The organism is Oryzobacter faecalis, assembly GCF_046764005.1.
Lineage (GTDB): Bacteria > Actinomycetota > Actinomycetes > Actinomycetales > Dermatophilaceae > Oryzobacter > Oryzobacter faecalis.
The window spans coordinates 561,371-579,426 of the sequence record NZ_JBKOFW010000002.1 but is presented as its reverse complement, the minus strand read 5'-3'; the positions used below and the strand labels follow the sequence as shown (position 1 = coordinate 579,426).

The window sequence follows — 18,056 nt, the reverse complement described above, 5'->3', positions numbered from 1 at the left end:
CCGTGGCCCGACCGGGCGACCTACTGGCCGGTGCGGCGCGGTGGCGGCGGCGCGGGGATGAAGGCGCCGCCCACGCCCTCCGATCCCGGCGTCGCCCACTGGCCGTGCCACCGCTGGTGGAGGTCGCGGTCCGGGTGGGGCTCGCTCGGGAGGGGTGGCTCGGTCCCGTCCCACACGTCGATCCCCGCGCGCAGCGCCTCGCCGGCGGGGCTGCGGATGACCGCCTCGGCGAGCCTGTCCAGCAGGTCGGCCCGCAGCCCGTCGAGGACCGTGCGGGGTCGCCGCCGCTCGGACAGCACGACGAGCCGGGCGATGGCGTGGACGTCGTCGGGCGCGACGCGGGTCCCGGTGAGGAGGAGGCGGCGCAGCTCGCCGATGACCTCGGCCCGAACGTCGGCGCCGAGGGTGAGCAGGGCGTGCCGGTGCGCCGTCTCCTGCCAGTCGGCGGAGGCGGTGCGCAGGAGGTGGCGGTACTCGCGGACCACCTCCGACTCCGGGCCCGTGCCCATCCCCCGATGGTAGGCCGCGCGTGCGGGGCCGCCCAGGCCCGGCGAGAGGGTCAGCCCCGCGAGCGCAGCCGCTGCACGGCGCGCACCGCACCGCCGCGGACCAGCGGTCGCGGCATCGCCCTGACCAGGGTCGTGATGGCCTTCCACTGGACACCGGGGACCGAGACGACCTTGCCCGCGGCGGCGTCGGCGAGCGCCTGCGCGGCGACCGCGTCGGCATCCATCCACATCGACCGGGGAACCCCGGGGAGAGCGACCCGCTGGCGCTGGTGGAACTCGGAGCGGGTGAGACCCGGGCACACGGCCGTGACGGTGACCCCGGTGCCGGCGAGCTGGCCCGCGAGCGACTCGGACAGGACGGTGACGTACGCCTTGTCGGCCGAGTAGGTGCCGTTGGCGACGAACGAGGCGATCGAGGAGACGTTGATGATCGTGCCGCGCCCGCGCGCCCGCATCGCCCGGCCGGCCGCGTGGCAGGTGAGGAGCACGGCGCGCACCATGACGTCGAGGGCGGCCTCCTCCTCGGCCAGGTCGTTGTCGAGGAAGGTGGCGTGGAGGCCGAAGCCGGCGTTGTTGACGAGGAGGTCGACCGGGCGCACCTCGTCCTCGAGGCGGGCGCAGACCCGCCCGGTGGCCGCACGGTCGGAGAGGTCGGCGACGAGGACCTCGACGGCCACGCCGTGGCGGGCGCGCAGCCTGGTGGCGGTCTCCTCGAGCCGGGCGCGGTCGCGTGCGACGAGGACGAGGTCGGTGCCCTCGCGGGCCAGCCGCTCGGCGAAGGCGTGCCCGATCCCGGCCGAGGCGCCCGTGACCAGTGCCGTTCCCACGCGGGCACTGTAGGCGCATCCGCCGCTCGCGTCATCGGTGCCCCCACCACCATCACCGGTCCCACCCGTCGCACCCTGCGCCGCCGGCCTGTCGGGGGCCCTCGTTAGGGTGAACCGGTGCGCATCGCCACCTGGAACGTCAACTCGATCCGCTCCCGCATCGACCGCGTCGAGGCGTGGCTCCAGCGGTCCGACGTCGACGTCCTGCTCATGCAGGAGACCAAGGCCACCGACGCGCAGTTCCCCTTCGAGCGCCTGCACGCCCTCGGCTACGACGTCGCCCACCACGGGCTGAACCAGTGGAACGGGGTGGCGGTGCTGTCGCGGGTCGGCCTCGAGGACGTGCAGGTCGGGTTCGGCGGCGACCCCGGCTGGGGTGAGCCGCTCGTGTCGGAGGCGCGCGCCATCGGGGCGACGTGCGGGGGCCTGCGGCTGTGGTCGGTCTACGTCCCCAACGGCCGCGCCCTCGACGACCCGCACATGGCCTACAAGCTCGCCTGGCTGCGCGAGCTGAAGGACCGCGCGGTCGAGTGGGCCGCCGACGGCACGCCGGTGGCGCTGTGCGGCGACTGGAACATCGCGCCGCAGGACGGCGACGTGTGGTCGATGGAGTACTACCTCGACAAGAGCCACGTCTCCCCGCCCGAGCGGGCCGCGTTCAACGCCTTCCTCGAGGCCGGCTTCGTCGACGTCGTCCGCCCCCACGCGCCCGAGCCCGGAACCTTCACGTACTGGGACTACCAGCGGCTCGCGTTCCAGAAGCGGCGCGGCATGCGCATCGACTTCGTCCTCGGCTCACCGTCCTTCGCGGCCCGGGTCGCCGGCGCCGTCATCGACCGCGAGGAGCGCAAGGGCGCCGGGGCGAGTGACCACGCCCCCGTCCTCGTCCAGCTCGACGGCTGACGCCCGGCCACGCGCGGGCGCCGCTCGTCCCCGGGGGGCTGACGCGGGCGGTGTCGCCGGGTTAGCGTGCCTGATGGCCCGCCGTCCCCACGAGAACGTCGCGTCGGTCCTCGTCGACCCCCGCGTCCTCGGCGACCTCGAGGTCGCGCTCATGCACCTAGACCTGCGGGTCTGGCCGATGGCGACGGCGCCGATCTGCGCGGACGGCCCGCGCCAGGCCGTCCAGTACCGCCGCCGCGTCCTCGACGCGAAGCGCGGCGCGTGGGACGACGCGGAGCACTGGGTGCCGGTGTGGATCTCGTTCGGGGCCACCTGGCGCAGCGGCGGCGACCCCCTGCCGTGGGCCGCGCACGCCGCCCTGTGGGGGGCGCTCGAGGGGTACGCCGAGCACGTCCGCTACCGGAAGCGGCTCGGCGGGGTGGCGCCGCTGCCGGTGCCGGTCGGGGTCGACGGGGAGGGCGCGAGTCCGCGGGTCAGGCTCGACTGAGGATGCCGGCCGCGTAGCCGACCTGCCCGGCGTGCTGGGCGATGTCGTCGGCGACGCTGACGAGGCGCACGGCCAGGGTGACCGGTGGGTCCCAGCTGTCGTCGACGACCCGGTCGAGGTCGTCGTCGCGGACCTCGCGGAGGATCTCGGCCGCCGCGGCCTGCACCGCGTCGTGGTAGCCGAGGAGGTCGCCCCGGCCGACCCGGACGGCGAGGACGTCGTCGAAGGAGTGGCCGTAGCCGTGGGCCTCGGGCGGGAAGGGGAGGGCGAAGCGCTCGTACCAGCCGCCCGAGGTCCACACCTGCTCGCGGCCGAACGCCTTCGCGGTGTGGTCGTCGAGGATGCGGGTCAGGTGCCAGACGAGCCAGGCGATGGTGTTCGCGCCGGGCACGGGCGGCTCGGCGAGGCGGTCCTCGGGGACGTCGTCGAGGGCGGTGCGGACGCTCTCCCGCACGCGCGAGTAGGCGTCGAGGAGGCACTCGGCCGCGGTTGCCATGGCGCGACGCTACCCCGCGACCCAGCTCCCGTCATCGCCTCACGCCCCGACCGCGGGGCCTCGGGCGAACGTGGGTGAAAAGCGTCGCTCGGCCGACGATCTTCACCCACGTCCTCCAGCAGCCCCCGCGGCCTCGGGCGAACGTGGGTGAAAAGCGTCGCTCGGCCGACGATCTTCACCCACGTTCGCGGGAAGGCGGCGCGGGGGCGGGGGGCCCCGCCGGGTCAGAGGCCGAAGGTCGGTGCGGCGTCCTCGGTCCTCGGGCGAGGGCGCAGGCCGAGGGCGAGCGACGCCGTGGCACCGAGGGCAGCCGCGACCGCCGCCCCGCGGAAGACCCAGCCGACCTGGAGGATCGCGGCGTCGCGCAGCGCCTCCACGTCGGTGGGGTCGGCGAGGCCACCGACCTCGACGTAGTACTGGTGCAGGCCGATCGCCGTGAGGAGGGCGACGCCGACGACCATCCCGACCATCCGCGCGACGACGACGAGCGCGGACGCCGTCCCGTGGGTCTCGTGCGACGCCTCGGCGAGCGCCGCGTCGTTGACCGGCGCCAGGGCGAGCCCGATCCCGAGGCCGGTGAGGGCGAGGACGAGGGTCGACGAGACGTCCTCGAGCGAGCCCCTCCCCCACGTCGTCATGACGAACAGCCCGACCGCGGCGAGCGCCAGCCCGACGCCCGCGACGAGACCCGGGCCGGTGACGCGCAGTGCCAGCCCGCCCGCCAACGCCCCCACCGGCACCGCGACGAGGAAGCGGACGAGGACGAGGGCGGCCTCGGTCTGGCTCGACGTGTGGACGAGCCGGGCGAGCAGCGGCACGTCGACGACGACCGCCACGAGCGCCACGCCGACGAGGGCCGACACGACGAGCGCCCAGACGAGCCGCCCCCGCACGAGTCCGCGGGGGACGAGGGGCGACCTGCTGCGCCGGTGGTGCAGCAGGTAGGCCGCGACGAGCCCGGCCGCGACGGGGAGCAGCGCGTACCCGAGCGGCCCGACGACCTCCTTCTCGGGCTCGGCCGCCGCGAAGGTGAGGACGACGCACCCGAGCGCACCGCCGACGAGCAGCGCGCCGAGCAGGTCCGCCCGGCGCAGCACCGGCCAGGCCCCGCGGCCCACGACGAGGAGGGTCGCGGCGACGAGCCCGAGGCCGGCGACCCCGATCGGCGTGGCCAGCCGTGACCCGGACCCGCCGAAGGGCACGAAGGGCACCCCGAGCTCGACGCTCGTGACGAGGGGGTCGGGTGCGGCCAGCGCCAGGCCCAGGACGAGGACTGCGGACACACCGAGGGCGAGGGCGGGCCAGCGCAGCCGACCCATCCCTCCTCCACCGACCGCGACGACGGCCACGGCGAGCAGGACCCCCGCAACAGCGTTGAGCCAGAAGATCATCCGCCAGTCGGCGAGGACGAGGACGAGCGCCCCGAGGACCGGTCCGAGCACGGAGCCGAGCTCCTGCACCGCCCCCACGACCCCGAGCGGCACGCCGCGCCGGTCGGCCGGCCACAGCTGGGCGACGATCGCGAGGGTCGCGGGGACGAGCCCGCCCCCTCCGACGCCCTGGACGACACGTCCGGCGACGAGCACCGGCAGCTCGACCGCGAGCGCCGTGACCGCCGATCCGACGACGAAGACCGCGAGGCACCCGAGGAGGACGCGCTGCCGGTCGACGAGGTCGGCGAGGCGCCCGATGAGCGGCAGCACGGCGACGTAACCGAGGAGGAAGCCCGAGATGATCGGCGTCGCCCGCTGGAGCGAGTCGATGCCGACGCCGACGCCACGCATCATGTCGGTGAGGGCGAGGACGACGACGTAGGTGTCGGCGGCGGCGAGCGCCACGGCGACCGAGGCGGTCGCGAGGAGGGCCCTAGGGGCGGGTGACCTCAACGGGCTTCCCGTAGTCGGTGAGCGTGAGGACGTAGGTCGCCGTCGTGCCCGGGAAGAACGGCCCGGTGAGCGAGGCGGTCCGCAGCTGGTCGGCCTCGGTGAGCCCGAAGGAGACCTCGTAGCTGCCGGTGCCGTCGCCCAGGTGGAACAGGTCCTCGATGCGCTGTCCGGGCAGGGTGCCGTCGACCTTGGTGAGCACCTCGCTGCCGGCGCGCGTGCGACCGCCGTCCTTCGCGCCGGTCGCCTCGGTGAGCAGGGAGGAGATGCCCGTCGCCGGGTCGAAGAAGAGCGCCGGGTTGGGGGCGTTCAGCGTCGACAGGTCGGTCTCGACGTAGTCGGGCGTGAAGAACTTCATGTACGCGGTCTCGCCGAGGCAGATGAGGTCGACCGTGCCGGCCACGCCCTTGATCGTGCCGGTGATCGTGCCCTGGAACTTCGGTTCGGTGGCGTCGATGACGCCCGCGCCCTTCGCGGCCGTGACCCCGTTCTCCCGCGGCGGCACGTCGCGGCTCGTGAGGTCGAGGGCCACGGTCTCGGCGCCGTCGAAGGCGGCCTTGGCCGCGGCGAGCCGCTCGGCCGGGGCCCTGGTGGGCGCCTCGTCCTCCCCCGAGCACCCGGAGAGGGCGAGGGCGGCGCCCACGGTGGCGCCGACGACGGCGAGGAGCACGGGGCGGCGGCGCATGGGCGTCAGGCTAACCCGCGCGGGGCGCACGCCCTCCACGTTCCGGGTCGTGTGCCCAGGTGGCTGCCGGGGCGACCACCTGAGCACACGACTCCAGGGGGAGGTGTCAGGTGAGGCGGAGTGCGTGGCCGGCCTCGTCGAGGTCGACCGTGACGGTGTCGCCGTCACGGACCTCGCCCGCGAGGAGCGCGGTCGCCAGCCGGTCGCCGATCTCGCGCTGGACGAGCCGGCGCAGCGGCCGGGCCCCGTACGCGGGGTCGTAGCCCTGCTCGGCGAGCCACGCCTTCGCGGCATCGGTGACGTCGAGGGCGATGCGCCGGTCGCGGAGCCGCGCCGAGAGGGCCCGCACCTGGAGGTCGACGATCCGTCCCAGGTCCTCGGTCGACAGCGGGTCGAAGACGACGACCTCGTCGAGCCGGTTGAGGAACTCGGGCTTGAACGCCTGCCGGACCGTCGCCATCACGGCCTCGCGCTTGTCACCGGGCTCCATCAGCGGGTCGACGAGGAACTGCGAGCCGAGGTTCGAGGTCATGACGAGGATGACGTTGCGGAAGTCGACGGTGCGCCCCTGCCCGTCGGTGAGCCGCCCGTCGTCGAGCACCTGGAGCAGGATGTCGAACGTCTCGGGGTGGGCCTTCTCGACCTCGTCGAGGAGCACGACCGAGTAGGGCCGGCGCCGGACGGCCTCGGTCAGCTGGCCACCCTCCTCGTACCCGACGTACCCGGGGGGTGCGCCGATGAGGCGGGCCACCGCGTGCCGCTCGGAGTACTCCGACATGTCGATGCGCACCATGGCGCGCTCGTCGTCGAAGAGGAAGTCGGCGAGCGACTTCGCGAGCTCGGTCTTGCCGACACCGGTCGGACCGAGGAAGAGGAAGGACCCCGTCGGGCGGTCGGGGTCGGCGATGCCGGCCCGCGAGCGCCGCACGGCGTCGGACACCGCGCGCACCGCCTCGGCCTGGCCGATGAGGCGCGCCCCGATGAGCGACTCCATCGAGAGCAGCTTCTCGGTCTCGCCCTGGAGCAGCCGCCCGGCGGGGATGCCGGTCCAGGCCGAGATGACCTCGGCGATGTCGTCGGCGCCGACGCGCTCCTTGACCATGAGGTCGCTCGTGTCGATCTCGGACTCGGCCTGCTGGGCCACCTCGACGTCCTTCTCGAGGGCGGGGATCTCGCCGTAGAGGAGTCTCGACGCGCCCTCGTAGTCGCCCTCGCGCTGGAGCCTCTCGGCGCGCGTACGCAGGTCGTCGAGCTGGGCCTTGAGCTCGCCGAGCCGGTTCAGCCCGGACTTCTCGGCCTCCCAGCGCGCGGTGAGCCCCGCGAGCTCCTCGGTCTTCTCGGCGAGGTCGGCGCGCAGCCGTTCGAGCCGCTCGACGGACGCCTCGTCGGTCTCCTTGGCGAGGTGCAGCTCCTCCATCCGGAGCCGGTCCACGGCGCGACGCAGCACGTCGATCTCCACCGGGCTGGAGTCGATCTCCATCCGCAGGCGCGAGGCGGCCTCGTCGACGAGGTCGATCGCCTTGTCGGGCAGTTGGCGGCCGCTGATGTACCGGTCGGACAGGGCCGCCGCCGCGACGAGCGCGGTGTCCTCGATCTCGACCTTGTGGTGCGCCTCGTAGCGCTCCTTGAGCCCGCGGAGGATGGCGATGGTGTCCTCGACCGAGGGCTCGCCGACGAAGACCTGCTGGAAGCGCCGCTCGAGGGCGGGGTCCTTCTCGACGTGCTCGCGGAACTCGTCGAGGGTCGTCGCGCCGACGAGGCGCAGCTCGCCGCGCGCCAGCATCGGCTTGAGCATGTTGCCGGCATCCATGGCCGACTCGCCCGAGGCGCCGGCGCCGACGACGGTGTGCAGCTCGTCGATGAAGGTGACGACCTGGCCCTCGGAGGCCTTGATCTCCTCGAGGACGGCCTTGAGGCGCTCCTCGAACTCGCCGCGGTACTTGGCACCCGCGACCATGGCGGCGAGGTCGAGGGAGACGAGGCGCTTGTCGCGCAGCGACTCGGGGACGTCGCCGTCGACGATCCGCTGTGCGAGCCCCTCGACGACCGCGGTCTTGCCGACACCGGGCTCGCCGATGAGGACGGGGTTGTTCTTCGTCCGGCGGGAGAGCACCTGTACGACCCGGCGGATCTCGGCGTCACGCCCGATGACGGGGTCGAGCCTGCCGTCTCGGGCCATCTCGGTGAGGTCGGTGCCGTACGTGCGCAGCGCCTCACCCGCCTCCTGCGGGGTCTCGCTCGTGACCTTCGCGCCGCCCCGGAGCCGGTCGAGCTCGGCCTCGAGGGCGCGCGGGTCGCCCTGGACGGCGCCCTTCTCCAGCAGCGCGAGGAGGAGGACGTCGGCCGCGAGGTGGGTGTCGCCGCGCGCCGTCATCAACGTGGTGGCGTGCTGGAGGACGGCGAGGGCCGCCTGTCCCAGGCCGGGGGTCGCGACGGTCGAGCCGGTGCTGCGCGGCAGACCGGCGAGGACGCCTCGGGCCGCCGTGGCGACGGCCTCGGCGGAGGTGCCGGCAGCCGTGAGCAGCGCGGGCGTGGACCCGCCCTGCTGCTCGGCGAGCGCGAGGGCGAGGTGGGACGGGGTGATCTCGGGATGACCGGCGGCCTGTGCCGAACGCTGGGCGACGGCCAGGGCCTCGGCCACCGCGGTGGTGGGCTTCAGCTCCATGCAGGACTCTCCTCGGGCGAGGCGGGGATCGGGGACTCCCCGGGTACAACCTCGGACAAAGTTGAGTGTATTCCGCTCAACCCGGGCGAGTCAGGAGGAGGAGCCGCAGGTCACGCCGGGGTGGCCGGGTTCGGGTCGTACCAGCCACCGTGGTCCTCGGCGAGCGCCTCGAACCGGTCGCGCAGCCCGCCCTCGACCGGCCCGGACTCGTCGGCGACGTTGTCCTCGCGGACGTACACGGCCCACTCGTGGTCCTCGCCGTCGTCTGCCCCGGCCCTGGTGGGCCGGGGACCCCGCCCCCTCAGGGCCTCGCGGACGACGCGGACCTCGGTGAACCCCTCGTCACGGAGGTCGGCCGCGACCTCCTCGGCGACGTCACGGTCGGGGAAGACCAGCAGGTGCTCGCTCACGAGCCCGAGCATGGCACGACCACGGGGGTCGCGCGGCCGGGCCCGGCGTCAGCAGGTCGCCGAGATCGGTGCGGCCGCCGCGTCATCGGGGGTCGGCGTCGGCGAGGGCGAGCCGGAGGAGGTCTCGGACGGTGTCGGGGTGGCCGAGCTCGACGACGGGCTCGGCGTGGGCGACGCGGGGGCCGGCGTGATGCCCTTGCGGACGAGCGCCCGGATCTTCTCGAAGTCCGGTCTCGCCGGGTGGACGACCTTGCTCGTGACCGGCAGCGAGCGGATCGTCCCGCCGTCCTGGATCCGCACGACGAGCTCGACCCACGCCTCCAGCTCGCTCTGCGGGATGGTGACCCGCACGTTGTCGCGGACCGCCCGCGCGATCTGCGGGTACCGCGCGAAGAGGGACACGGGGTCGGCCTGCTCGATGAGCGCGCCGGCGACGCAGCGCTGTCGCCGCATCCGGCTGAAGTCGTCGCTGCCGGCCCGCGAGCGGGCGTACCAGAGGGCGAGGCGGCCGTCGAGGTGCTTCTGGCCGGGCTCGATCCACTCCTCGCGGTCGGCGTTCCACCGGATGCCGCCCTGCCCGTCGCTCTCGCACGCGACGCAGACCCGCTCCTGGACGTTGATGTCGACCCCGCCCATGGCGTCGACGAGCTCGCGGAAGCCGGCGAGGTCGATGACGACGGACCGCTGGATCTCCAGGCCGGTGATCGCGCCGAGCACGTCGATCGTCGAGGTCAGCCCCGGGTTGGGGTCGTCGGGGAAGAGGTCCCTGTGGTCCTCGGCGAGGGTCCAGATGCCGTTCATCAGGCACTCGTCGCCGCAGTCGTACCCGTTGGGCCACAGCCGGCTCAGCGGGTTGTCCGGGGGGATCGGGACGTTCTCGAGGTTGCGCGGGATGCCGATGAGGAGGGCGTCGCCGGTCCTCGTGTCGATGCTCACGACCATCATCGAGTCGGTGCGGACCCCGGCCCGGTCACGGCCGGCGTCCGAGCCGAGGAGGGCGAGGTTGACGCGGGGGATGTCGGCCCACGGGTCGGCCTTCTCCGGGTCGGCGACGTGCCCCTCGCCGAACCCGTCGGCGAAGACCTCCTGGACGAGGTCGGTCTGCACGTCGAGGTAGCGGACCGCGAGCGCGGCCGGAGCGGCGACGACGGCGCACATGAGGGCGGCGAACGCGGCGCGCAGCCACCGCCCTGCCCGGACCCGGGGCCACCACTGCTGGGCGGTGAGGACGATCGTGCCCACCCAGAGGACGACGAGGACCATGACGACGACGGCGATGATGCGCATCGTGCGCGTGTTGACCGCCGTGTCGAGAGCGGTCCGGAGCAGGCCGCCGCGGACGACGGCGACACCCACCCAGGCGAGGAGCGCCACGACGGCGGCGAGCAGCCCCCACCCGAGGAGGCGGAAGCGGGTCCGCAGCAGCCCGGCCCCGGGCAGGACCGTTCCGAGGGCCACGCGGCGGTAGTACGTGCCCGGCGGGTAGCGCAGCTCGGCGCGTGTCGTCATCGGCGCGGGGTCGTCCGACCTCGGGGACGACCGGAAGGGGTCGTCGGGCATGGCCCACCATCGCTCTCGGCAGGTCAGAGGGGCGCGCGTCGGAGACGGCGCGGCTGTCGGAGGAACGATAGTCCGCGAGGCTGGGAGGACGCCGCAGCATCGGGCGGACGTGGTCGAATGACGCCATGGCCACCACCGCAGCCCGCCCCGTCGTCCGGCGCTCCGACCGGCTGCGCCAGGTGGCCGTCACCGTCGCCGAGGTCGTCTGCGTCGTCGGGACGCTCGTCGGCGTCGGCGTCCTCGGGACCCGGGTCGAGGAGTCCTCCGGCGGGGCCCTCGCCGCCGACGCGACCCTCCTCGCGCCGGCCGGTCCGGCGTTCTCGATCTGGAGCGTCGTCTACCTGGGGCTGGCCGGCTACACGGTGTGGCAGTGGCTCCCCGAGCAGGCCACCGACCGCCGGCACCGCGCGATCGGGTGGCTCGTGGCGGCCTCGATGGTGCTCAACGCCCTCTGGCTGCTCGTGACGCAGCAGGGCTGGATCTGGGTGAGCGTCGTCGTCATCGTCGTGCTCGTCCGCACGCTCGGGCTGCTCGTGCGCCGCCTGACCGAGCACCCCTCCTACGGCACGGCCGAGACGGTGCTCGTCGACGGCACCTTCGGCCTCTACCTCGGCTGGGTCGCGGTCGCGACGTGTGCGAACGTCACGGCGGCGCTCGTCGCGAGCGGGGTCGACCCGGGCCGGACGGCCTCCGAGGTGCTCGCCGTCGTCGTCATCGCCGTCGCGGCCGGGGTGGGGGTTCTGCTGGCGCGCCGGTTCGGTGGTCGCTGGGCGGTGGCGGTGGCGATGGCGTGGGGGCTCGGGTGGATCGCCTGGGGCCGGGTCGCCGCCGAGCCGCGGTCGGTCCTCGTCGGGCTCGCCGCGCTCGTCGCGGCGCTCGTCGTCCTCTCGGCCGCCTCGCGGGTCCACCGCGCGCGGGCCGCCTGACGCCCGGGCGTCAGGCGGGTCAGGGCGTGAAGGCGGTGCGGTAGAGCGCCTCGAGCTCGGGTGACCAGGCGTCGCTCATCCCGCACAGACCCAGCTGGCCGTCGCCCCCGGCGAGGAGGTAGCGCCCGCCCTGCTCGAAGCGGGGCGCGCCGACGAGGGCGGTCTGCACCTCCGGTGGGACGGTGACCTCGACGGTGCCCGGCCGCTCGCCGCGGTACCAGCGGCTGGGGGTGAGCGTCGCGGTGTCGCCGTCGAGGGACGTCACGACGCCGTCGAGGGCGAACTGCGCCGGCGCGAGCAGCTCGGGCGAGAGCTGCATGCACATCGACATCGAGGGGTCGCCCGCCGGGACCGCGAGGACGAGGCCCGGACGCTGCTCCGCAGGGGCCGGCGCCGGGGCGGGGCCCCCGCCGAGGACGCCGGACAGGGCCACCGCAGCGACGGAGGCCGCTGCGAGCCCGCCGACCGCGGGCCACACCCACCGCCGGCGCCGGCGCCCGGGGGTGATGCCGAGCTCCTGGCTCGGCGGGTCGATCGGGGTGCGGGTGAGCTCGGACACGACGGCCTCCAGCGACGCGGGGTCCAGCCGGTCGTCCCGGCCGGAGAGGGGGTCGGCGAGGCGCAGCCGGTCGCGCAGTGCGCCGTCGGCCTCGGCCGACGGGTCGGTGCCCGGTGTGGTCATCGCTCCTCCGTCCCTCGTTCGTCCCGTGTCCGGGAGGTGTCGTCGTCTTTCGCCGCGGCCTCGTCGAGGAGGGCGCGCAGCCGCGTCCTGGCCCGGTGGAGGCGGATCGAGACCGCGTTCGGCGTGACCTCGAGGACCGTCGCGATCTCGCTGGGGGACAGCCCTTCCCACGCCCAGAGCGTCACCACCTCCGCCTCCGCCCGGGTCAGCCGGGCGAGCGCGGCGTGGAGGTCGGGATCCGGCGCCGCGCCGTCCTCCGGCCCCGCGACGGGCCGGGGCGGGTCGAGGACCGTGAGCCGGGCGACGAGCGCGGCGTGCCGGCGCTGCCCCCTCCGGGAGTTGGCGAGGCAGCGGCGGGCGACCCCGTACGCCCACGGCAGCGCGGCGTCATCCGGCACCTCGTCGCGCCGCCGCCAGAGGACGAGGAGGGTGTCGCCGAGGACGTCGGCCGCCCGGTCGCGGTCGGTCCGGCGCAGGAGGTAGCGCAGCAGCGGCTGGTGCACCTCGGCGACGAGCGCCTCGAAGCGACGGGCCTCCTGCGCGGGGTCGGCGGCGGCAGGCCGCGGTGGTACCCCCCGGGCACGCGCGGGCACGCGGTCGGCCTCCTCCGTCACGTCCACACCACCTTCGTGTCCGGCACGCCCCGGAGTCTTTCAGTCCGCGCGCCTCCCGCCACGGACATCGATCGAAGGCGGGCCGACGCGAGGTTCGACGCGGCGGCACCGTCGGTCGCGAAGGCCCGACGGGCCTCGCGCCCGGCGCACGATGGGGTATGGCGCAACCACAGCAGACCCACAGCCACCTGTCCGCCCCGACCCGCCGCGGCGCCCTCGACCGCCGCGGCGCGCTCACCCTCGCCGCGGCCACGGTCCTCGCCGCCGTGCCCGCCACGGCGGGCGCGGCACGCGCCCCCGCGGCGCCGGAGACCGTCGCCCTGCCCGACGGCCTGCGTCCCGAGGGGATCACCTCCGGTCCCGGGACCCGCTACTACGTCGGCTCGCTCGCCGACGGGCGCATCGTGACCGGCGACCTCCTCGCCGGCACGGTCGGCGTCCTCCTGCCCGGAGCCACCGGCCGCCAGGTGCGCGGCCTGTTCTGGGACGAGCGCTCCGGCCTGGTGTGGGCCGCCGGGAACGTCGGCACGGTCGGCCACGTGTGGGCCGTCGACGGGATGACGGGTGCGGTCGTCGCCGACGTCGTCGTCCCCGGGGCGGTCTTCCTCAACGACCTCGTCGTCACCGACGACACCGTCTGGGTCACCGACTCGCGGGTCGTCCCCGACCGGCTCACCGCCATCGCCGTGACGGCCTCCGGACAGCCGACCGGCGCCGCCCCGACGTTCGTCCCGCTCTCCGGCGACTGGCCGGCCGGCAACGGGACCGCGGTCAACGCCAACGGGATCCGCGAGCTCGCCGACGGCCGCCTCGTCCTCAACAACAGCCGCACGGGGGGGCTGTTCCAGGTCGAACCGGCGACCGGTCTCGCGCGGCAGATCCCGGTGAGCGGGGGTCCCGGCCTCGTCGGCGGCGACGGCCTCGAGCTCGACGGCCGCTTCCTGTACGACGTGCGCGGCTCCGGACAGGCAGAGGTGTCGGTGCTCGAGCTGGCCGCCGGACCCGACGGGTGGTCCGCCCGCTGGCGCGGGGCCCGCACCGACGAGACGCTCGACGTCCCGTCCACGGCGACCCTCGCCGGCGGCTGGCTCTGGGCGGTCAACGCCCGCTTCGGCGTCGCCTCCCCCGGCACGGCCTCCTCCTGGGTCACGAGGCTCCCCGCCCGCTGACCCCGCCGCCCTCCCCTGCGGTCAGCGGTGGGGTGGGCTCCACACGACGAGCGCCTGCGAGCCGCGATGGCGGGGCCGCTCGCCGAGCCGCGTGGCGTAGACGTCACCGGACGGGGAGACCGAGAAGACGCGGGCGCCACGGCCGGTGGCCTCGCGCAGCGCGTCGAGCTCGCCGGCCAGCTCGGACACCCGGGCGCGCAGGGCGGCGACCTGGTTCTCGAGGTCGAGGATGCGGGCGATGCCGGAGAGCGAGACGCCCTCCTCCTGCGAGAGCCGCTGCACCTCGCGAAGCAGGGCGACGTCGCGCTGGGAGTACCGGCGTCCCCCACCGCGCGTCCGCGAGGGGGTCACGAGGCCCAGCCGGTCGTACTGCCGCAGGGTCTGCGCGTGCATCCCGGCGAGCTCGGCCGCGACGGAGATGACGAAGACGGGCGTCTCGTCGTCGGGGGCGAACGCGAAGCGGTCGACGGCTGCCACGGCGGTCCCTCCTCTCGGGCTCAGCTCTCGGCGCGCTCGAACAGGGCGGCGCGGGGGTCGAGGTCGGCCTCCTCGGCGTGCAGGGCCTCGATGGCCGCACGGGCGGCGTCGGTGAGCCGTTGCGGCACGACGACCTGGACCCGGGCGAGGAGGTCCCCGGTGCCGTGGCGCCCGGCGACGCCGCGGCCCTTGACCCGCAGCACGCGCCCGCTCGGGGTGCCGGGCGCCACCTTGACCCGCACGGCCGAGCCGTCGAGCGTGGGGACGCGCACGGTGGCACCGAGGGCCGCCTCGGCGAAGGTGACCGGGAGGTCGACCGTGAGGTCGTCGCCGTCGCGGCCGAAGACGGGGTGCTTCTCCACGGACACGGTGAGGATGAGGTCGCCGCGGCCGGCGCCGGGGTCGCCCTCGGCGCCCTTGCCGCGCAGCCGGATCTTCTGGCCGTCCTTGACCCCGGCGGGGATCTTCGTCGTGATCCGCCCACCCTCGGCCGTCGTCAGGGTGACCGTGGCGCCCCGGACGGCGTCGCGGAACGCCAGGGAGGTGCGCGCCTGCACGTCGGCGCCCTTGCGGGGGCCGCGGGGCGCGCCGAAGCCGGAGAACGGGTCCGCGCCACCGCGCCCCGCGCCGGCCGTCCCCCCGAACATCTGGGCGAGCAGGTCGTCGAGGTCGGGCTGGCCCGCACCGGCACCCCCCTGGGAGAACCGGACCCGCTGGCCGCCGCCACCGCCGAAGGCGGAGAACACGTCCTCGAAGCCGCCGTTGCCGCCCGGGCCGCCCGCGCGGAAGCGGGCGCCCCCGTGCGCCATCGAGCGGACCGCGTCGTACTCCTGGCGCTGCTTCTTGTCGGCGAGCACCGCGTGGGCCTCGCCGACGTCCTTGAAGCGCTGCTCGGCCGCGGCGTCGCCCGGGTTCTTGTCCGGGTGGTACTGCCGCGCGAGCTTGCGGTACGCCTTCTTGATGGCCGCGTCGTCGGCGTCCTGGGGGACGCCGAGGATCGCGTAGAAGTCCTTCTCGAACCAGTCCTGGCTGGCCACGGGCGCCTCCTCTCGGCTACCGGTCGGGCGGGTCAGTCGGGGTCGGACACCGCGACGCGAGCGGGCCGGAGGACCTGCTCACCGGCACGGTAGCCCGGTTGGAGCACGGTGACGACGGTCGTCGAGGACGCGTCGGACGGGAGGTCGGTGTCGCCCGTCGGCCACGGCGCGTGCATGAGCGCCTCGTGCTGCATCGGGTCGAAGGCCTCACCACGAGCGCCGAAGCGCTCCAGGCCGTAGCGCCCGAGGGAGCCTTCGAGCTTGTCGGCGATCGCCGCGAACGGACCCTCGGCGAGGTCGCCGTGCTCACGGGCGGCCTGGATGTCGTCGAGGACGGGGAGCAGCGACTCGAGGACGTCGCGCACCGCGCGCTCCTGGACGAGCGCCCGGTCACGGTCGACGCGCCGCTTGTAGTTGACGTACTCGGCCTGGAGGCGCTGGAGGTCGGCGAGGCGCTCGGCGGCGAGCGCGGTGTCGGGGTGCTCGCCGTCCCCGCCGGCGGTCCCCGCCGCGGCGGAGGCCGACCCGGCGGCCGGGGTGGCCCCGCCGTGCTGCGGGGCCACCTCCTCGCCGTCGTTGACCGACTCGGTGTTGATCGCGTCGTCCGACGCGTCCGCGCCGGGTGTCACGTCCTCCGGCGCGTCGTCACGCGGGGTGGAGGGGTCGGTCACTTCTTCTCCTCGTCGTCCTCGACGACCTCGGCGTCGACGACGTCGTCGTCCGAGGAGGACGAGCCGCCCGCGGAGGTGCCGCCGTCGGTGGCCTCGGCGCCCGAACCGTCATGGCGGGTCCCACCCTCTGCGTGGGCGTCGCCCTGCTCGGCCGCGGCCGCGTACATCGCCGCGCCCATCTCCTGCGACTTCGCGTTGAGGTCGTCGATCTTGGCCTGGACGTCATCGCGCGAGGCGCCGGAGTCGGGCTTGATCGCCTCCTTGAGCGAGGCGAGCGCCTCGTCGACCGGGCCGCGGAGCTCGGGCGACACCTTGTCGCCGGACTCGGAGAGGAACTTCTCGGTCGAGAAGACGAGCGACTCGCCCAGGTTGCGGGTCTCGGTCTCCTCGCGGCGCTTCTTGTCCTCCTCGGCGTGGGCCTCGGCGTCCTTGACCATGCGCTCGATCTCCTCCTTCGACAGGGCGGACCCGCCGGAGATGGTGATCTTCTGCTCCTTGCCGGTGCCACGGTCCTTCGCAGAGACGTTGACGATGCCGTTGGCGTCGATGTCGAAGGTGACCTCGATCTGCGGCACGCCGCGCGGCGCCGGCGCGATGCCGGAGAGCTCGAAGGTGCCGAGCGGCTTGTTCTGCTGCGCGATCTCGCGCTCGCCCTGGAAGACCTGGATGAGCACGGAGGGCTGGTTGTCCTCGGCCGTGGAGAAGACCTCGCTGCGCTTGGTCGGGATGGCCGTGTTGCGCTCGATGAGCTTGGTGAACAGGCCGCCCTTGGTCTCGATGCCCAGGCTCAGCGGGGTGACGTCGATGAGGAGGACGTCCTTGCGCTCGCCCTTGAGGACACCGGCCTGGAGGGACGCGCCGAGCGCGACGACCTCGTCGGGGTTGACGCCCTTGTTGGGCTCCTTGCCGCCGGTGAGCTCCTTGACGAGGGCGCTCACGGCCGGCATGCGGGTGGAGCCACCGACGAGGACGACGTGGTCGATGTCGGACAGGGAGATGCCGGCGTCCTTGATGACGGTCTGGAACGGCTGCTTCGTGCGGTCGAGCAGGTCCTTGGTCATCTGCTCGAACTGCGCGCGGGTCAGCGTCTCGTCGAGGTGGATCGGGCCGTTCTCGGACATCGAGAGGTACTGGAGGGAGATGCCGGTCGAGCTCGCCGACGACAGCTCCTTCTTCGCCTGCTCGGCCGCGTCGCGCAGGCGCTGCATGGCGATCTTGTCCTTGGACAGGTCGACGCCCGAGCTGTTCTTCACGGTCGTGAGGAGGTGGCTGACGATGCGCTCGTCCCAGTCGTCACCGCCGAGCTGGTTGTCACCGGAGGTGGCGCGGACCTGGATCGTGGAGAAGCCGTCCTCGGGGTCCTTGCCGACCTCGAGGAGCGAGACGTCGAAGGTGCCGCCACCGAGGTCGAAGACGAGGATGAGCTCGTCCTCCTTGCCCTTGTCGAGGCCGTAGGCGAGGGCGGCGGCGGTCGGCTCGTTGACGATGCGCAGGACGTTCAGCCCCGCGATCTCGCCGGCCTCCTTCGTCGCCTGGCGCTCGTGGTCGTCGAAGTACGCCGGGACGGTGATGACGGCGTCGGTGACGGTCTCGCCGAGGTAGGACTCGGCGTCGCGCTTGAGCTTCTGCAGGATGCGGGCGCTGATCTCCTGGGCGGTGTACTTCTTGCCGTCGATGTCGTCCGAGCTCCAGTCGGTGCCCATGTGGCGCTTGACCGAGCGGATCGTGCGGTCGGCGTTGGTGACGGCCTGGCGCTTGGCGATCTCGCCGACCAGCACCTCACCGCCCTTGGAGAACGCGACGACCGACGGGGTGGTGCGACCGCCCTCGGCGTTCGCGATGATGGTGGGCTCGCCGCCCTCGAGGACGGCGACGGCGCTGTTCGTGGTGCCGAGGTCGATACCGACTGCACGGGCCATGGTGGCTGGACTCCTTCATGCGGTGACACGGGGTTGAGTGCTTGGGACTCAAGGTAGACCGCCGGGCCGGCATGACCAAACCAGACGGGCGAAACTTGCGTTCACCCGGCTCAACTCTTGTCGCGGCCCCGATGTT

18 protein-coding genes are annotated in these 18,056 nt (G+C 74.2%); 4 read left to right on the top strand and 14 right to left on the bottom strand.

The annotated features are described in order from the left end of the window. Window positions 1–20: 20 nt before the first annotated feature. Window positions 21–509, bottom strand: coding sequence for a hypothetical protein (locus ACK8HX_RS06570; RefSeq protein ID WP_411939861.1), 489 nt, complete (start codon window positions 507–509; stop codon window positions 21–23). A 50-nt stretch (window positions 510–559) separates the two neighbouring features. Then, entirely contained in the window at window positions 560–1,336 is a 777-nt protein-coding gene (locus tag ACK8HX_RS06565; protein ID WP_411939860.1) for an SDR family NAD(P)-dependent oxidoreductase, read from the bottom strand. Window positions 1,337–1,453: 117 nt separating this feature from the next. Here ACK8HX_RS06565 and ACK8HX_RS06560 point away from each other — a divergent pair, with 117 nt between their 5' ends. Then, the gene (locus tag ACK8HX_RS06560; RefSeq protein ID WP_411939859.1) at window positions 1,454–2,239 is read left to right on the top strand and encodes an exodeoxyribonuclease III; all 786 of its coding nucleotides are present in this window, start codon (window positions 1,454–1,456) and stop codon (window positions 2,237–2,239) included. 73 nt (window positions 2,240–2,312) lie between these two features. After that, window positions 2,313–2,726 (top strand): hypothetical protein, encoded by a 414-nt coding sequence (locus ACK8HX_RS06555; protein ID WP_411939858.1) that lies wholly within the window; start codon window positions 2,313–2,315, stop codon window positions 2,724–2,726. Here ACK8HX_RS06555 and ACK8HX_RS06550 read toward each other — a convergent pair. The 6 genes from ACK8HX_RS06550 to ACK8HX_RS06525 form a co-directional block, all read right to left on the bottom strand. Then, entirely contained in the window at window positions 2,713–3,222 is a 510-nt protein-coding gene (locus tag ACK8HX_RS06550) for a mycothiol transferase (RefSeq protein ID WP_411939857.1), read from the bottom strand. The genes ACK8HX_RS06555 and ACK8HX_RS06550 overlap by 14 nt on opposite strands. A 224-nt stretch (window positions 3,223–3,446) precedes the next feature. Continuing rightward, on the bottom strand, window positions 3,447–5,108 hold the full coding sequence (locus ACK8HX_RS06545; protein WP_411939856.1) for an MFS transporter: 1,662 nt from the start codon (window positions 5,106–5,108) through the stop codon (window positions 3,447–3,449). Then, the gene (locus ACK8HX_RS06540) at window positions 5,089–5,790 is read right to left on the bottom strand and encodes an LppX_LprAFG lipoprotein (protein ID WP_411939855.1); all 702 of its coding nucleotides are present in this window, start codon (window positions 5,788–5,790) and stop codon (window positions 5,089–5,091) included. The genes ACK8HX_RS06545 and ACK8HX_RS06540 overlap by 20 nt, the downstream gene beginning before the upstream one ends. 106 nt (window positions 5,791–5,896) lie before the next feature. After that, on the bottom strand, window positions 5,897–8,455 hold the full coding sequence (locus ACK8HX_RS06535; protein ID WP_411939854.1) for an ATP-dependent Clp protease ATP-binding subunit: 2,559 nt from the start codon (window positions 8,453–8,455) through the stop codon (window positions 5,897–5,899). A 110-nt stretch (window positions 8,456–8,565) separates the two neighbouring features. Further along, window positions 8,566–8,865, bottom strand: a complete 300-nt coding sequence (locus tag ACK8HX_RS06530) for a hypothetical protein (protein ID WP_411939853.1) — start codon at window positions 8,863–8,865, stop codon at window positions 8,566–8,568. Between the two features lie 48 nt (window positions 8,866–8,913). After that, window positions 8,914–10,374: an LCP family protein gene (locus ACK8HX_RS06525; protein ID WP_411939852.1), complete on the bottom strand. Its 1,461-nt coding sequence runs from the start codon at window positions 10,372–10,374 to the stop codon at window positions 8,914–8,916. Window positions 10,375–10,550: 176 nt separating this feature from the next. Here ACK8HX_RS06525 and ACK8HX_RS06520 point away from each other — a divergent pair, with 176 nt between their 5' ends. Further along, window positions 10,551–11,351 (top strand): tryptophan-rich sensory protein, encoded by an 801-nt coding sequence (locus ACK8HX_RS06520; protein ID WP_411939851.1) that lies wholly within the window; start codon window positions 10,551–10,553, stop codon window positions 11,349–11,351. A 19-nt stretch (window positions 11,352–11,370) separates the two neighbouring features. Here ACK8HX_RS06520 and ACK8HX_RS06515 read toward each other — a convergent pair whose 3' ends face one another. Further along, the gene (locus tag ACK8HX_RS06515; RefSeq protein WP_411939850.1) at window positions 11,371–12,033 is read right to left on the bottom strand and encodes a hypothetical protein; all 663 of its coding nucleotides are present in this window, start codon (window positions 12,031–12,033) and stop codon (window positions 11,371–11,373) included. Then, window positions 12,030–12,647 carry an RNA polymerase sigma factor gene (locus ACK8HX_RS06510; RefSeq protein ID WP_411939849.1) on the bottom strand — a complete coding sequence of 206 codons (618 nt, stop codon included), beginning with the start codon at window positions 12,645–12,647 and terminating at the stop codon, window positions 12,030–12,032. Before ACK8HX_RS06510 ends, ACK8HX_RS06515 begins: the two co-directional genes overlap by 4 nt. 158 nt (window positions 12,648–12,805) lie before the next feature. Here ACK8HX_RS06510 and ACK8HX_RS06505 point away from each other — a divergent pair, with 158 nt between their 5' ends. Next, window positions 12,806–13,816, top strand: a complete 1,011-nt coding sequence (locus ACK8HX_RS06505) for an SMP-30/gluconolactonase/LRE family protein (protein WP_411939848.1) — start codon at window positions 12,806–12,808, stop codon at window positions 13,814–13,816. A 21-nt stretch (window positions 13,817–13,837) separates the two neighbouring features. Here the strand turns inward: ACK8HX_RS06505 and ACK8HX_RS06500 are convergent, their stop codons facing one another. Genes ACK8HX_RS06500 through dnaK form a run of 4 tightly spaced genes read right to left on the bottom strand, consistent with a single transcriptional unit; the run spans window position 13,838 to window position 17,920 of the window. Further along, entirely contained in the window at window positions 13,838–14,293 is a 456-nt protein-coding gene (locus ACK8HX_RS06500; protein ID WP_411939847.1) for a heat shock protein transcriptional repressor HspR, read from the bottom strand. A 20-nt stretch (window positions 14,294–14,313) separates the two neighbouring features. After that, window positions 14,314–15,330: a DnaJ C-terminal domain-containing protein gene (locus ACK8HX_RS06495; RefSeq protein ID WP_411939846.1), complete on the bottom strand. Its 1,017-nt coding sequence runs from the start codon at window positions 15,328–15,330 to the stop codon at window positions 14,314–14,316. A 32-nt stretch (window positions 15,331–15,362) separates the two neighbouring features. Continuing rightward, complete coding sequence (grpE, locus tag ACK8HX_RS06490) at window positions 15,363–16,001, bottom strand: nucleotide exchange factor GrpE (protein ID WP_411939845.1); 639 nt, start codon at window positions 15,999–16,001, stop codon at window positions 15,363–15,365. After that, window positions 15,998–17,920 carry a molecular chaperone DnaK gene (gene dnaK / locus ACK8HX_RS06485; RefSeq protein WP_411939844.1) on the bottom strand — a complete coding sequence of 641 codons (1,923 nt, stop codon included), beginning with the start codon at window positions 17,918–17,920 and terminating at the stop codon, window positions 15,998–16,000. The genes grpE and dnaK overlap by 4 nt, the downstream gene beginning before the upstream one ends. Window positions 17,921–18,056 lie beyond the last annotated feature (136 nt).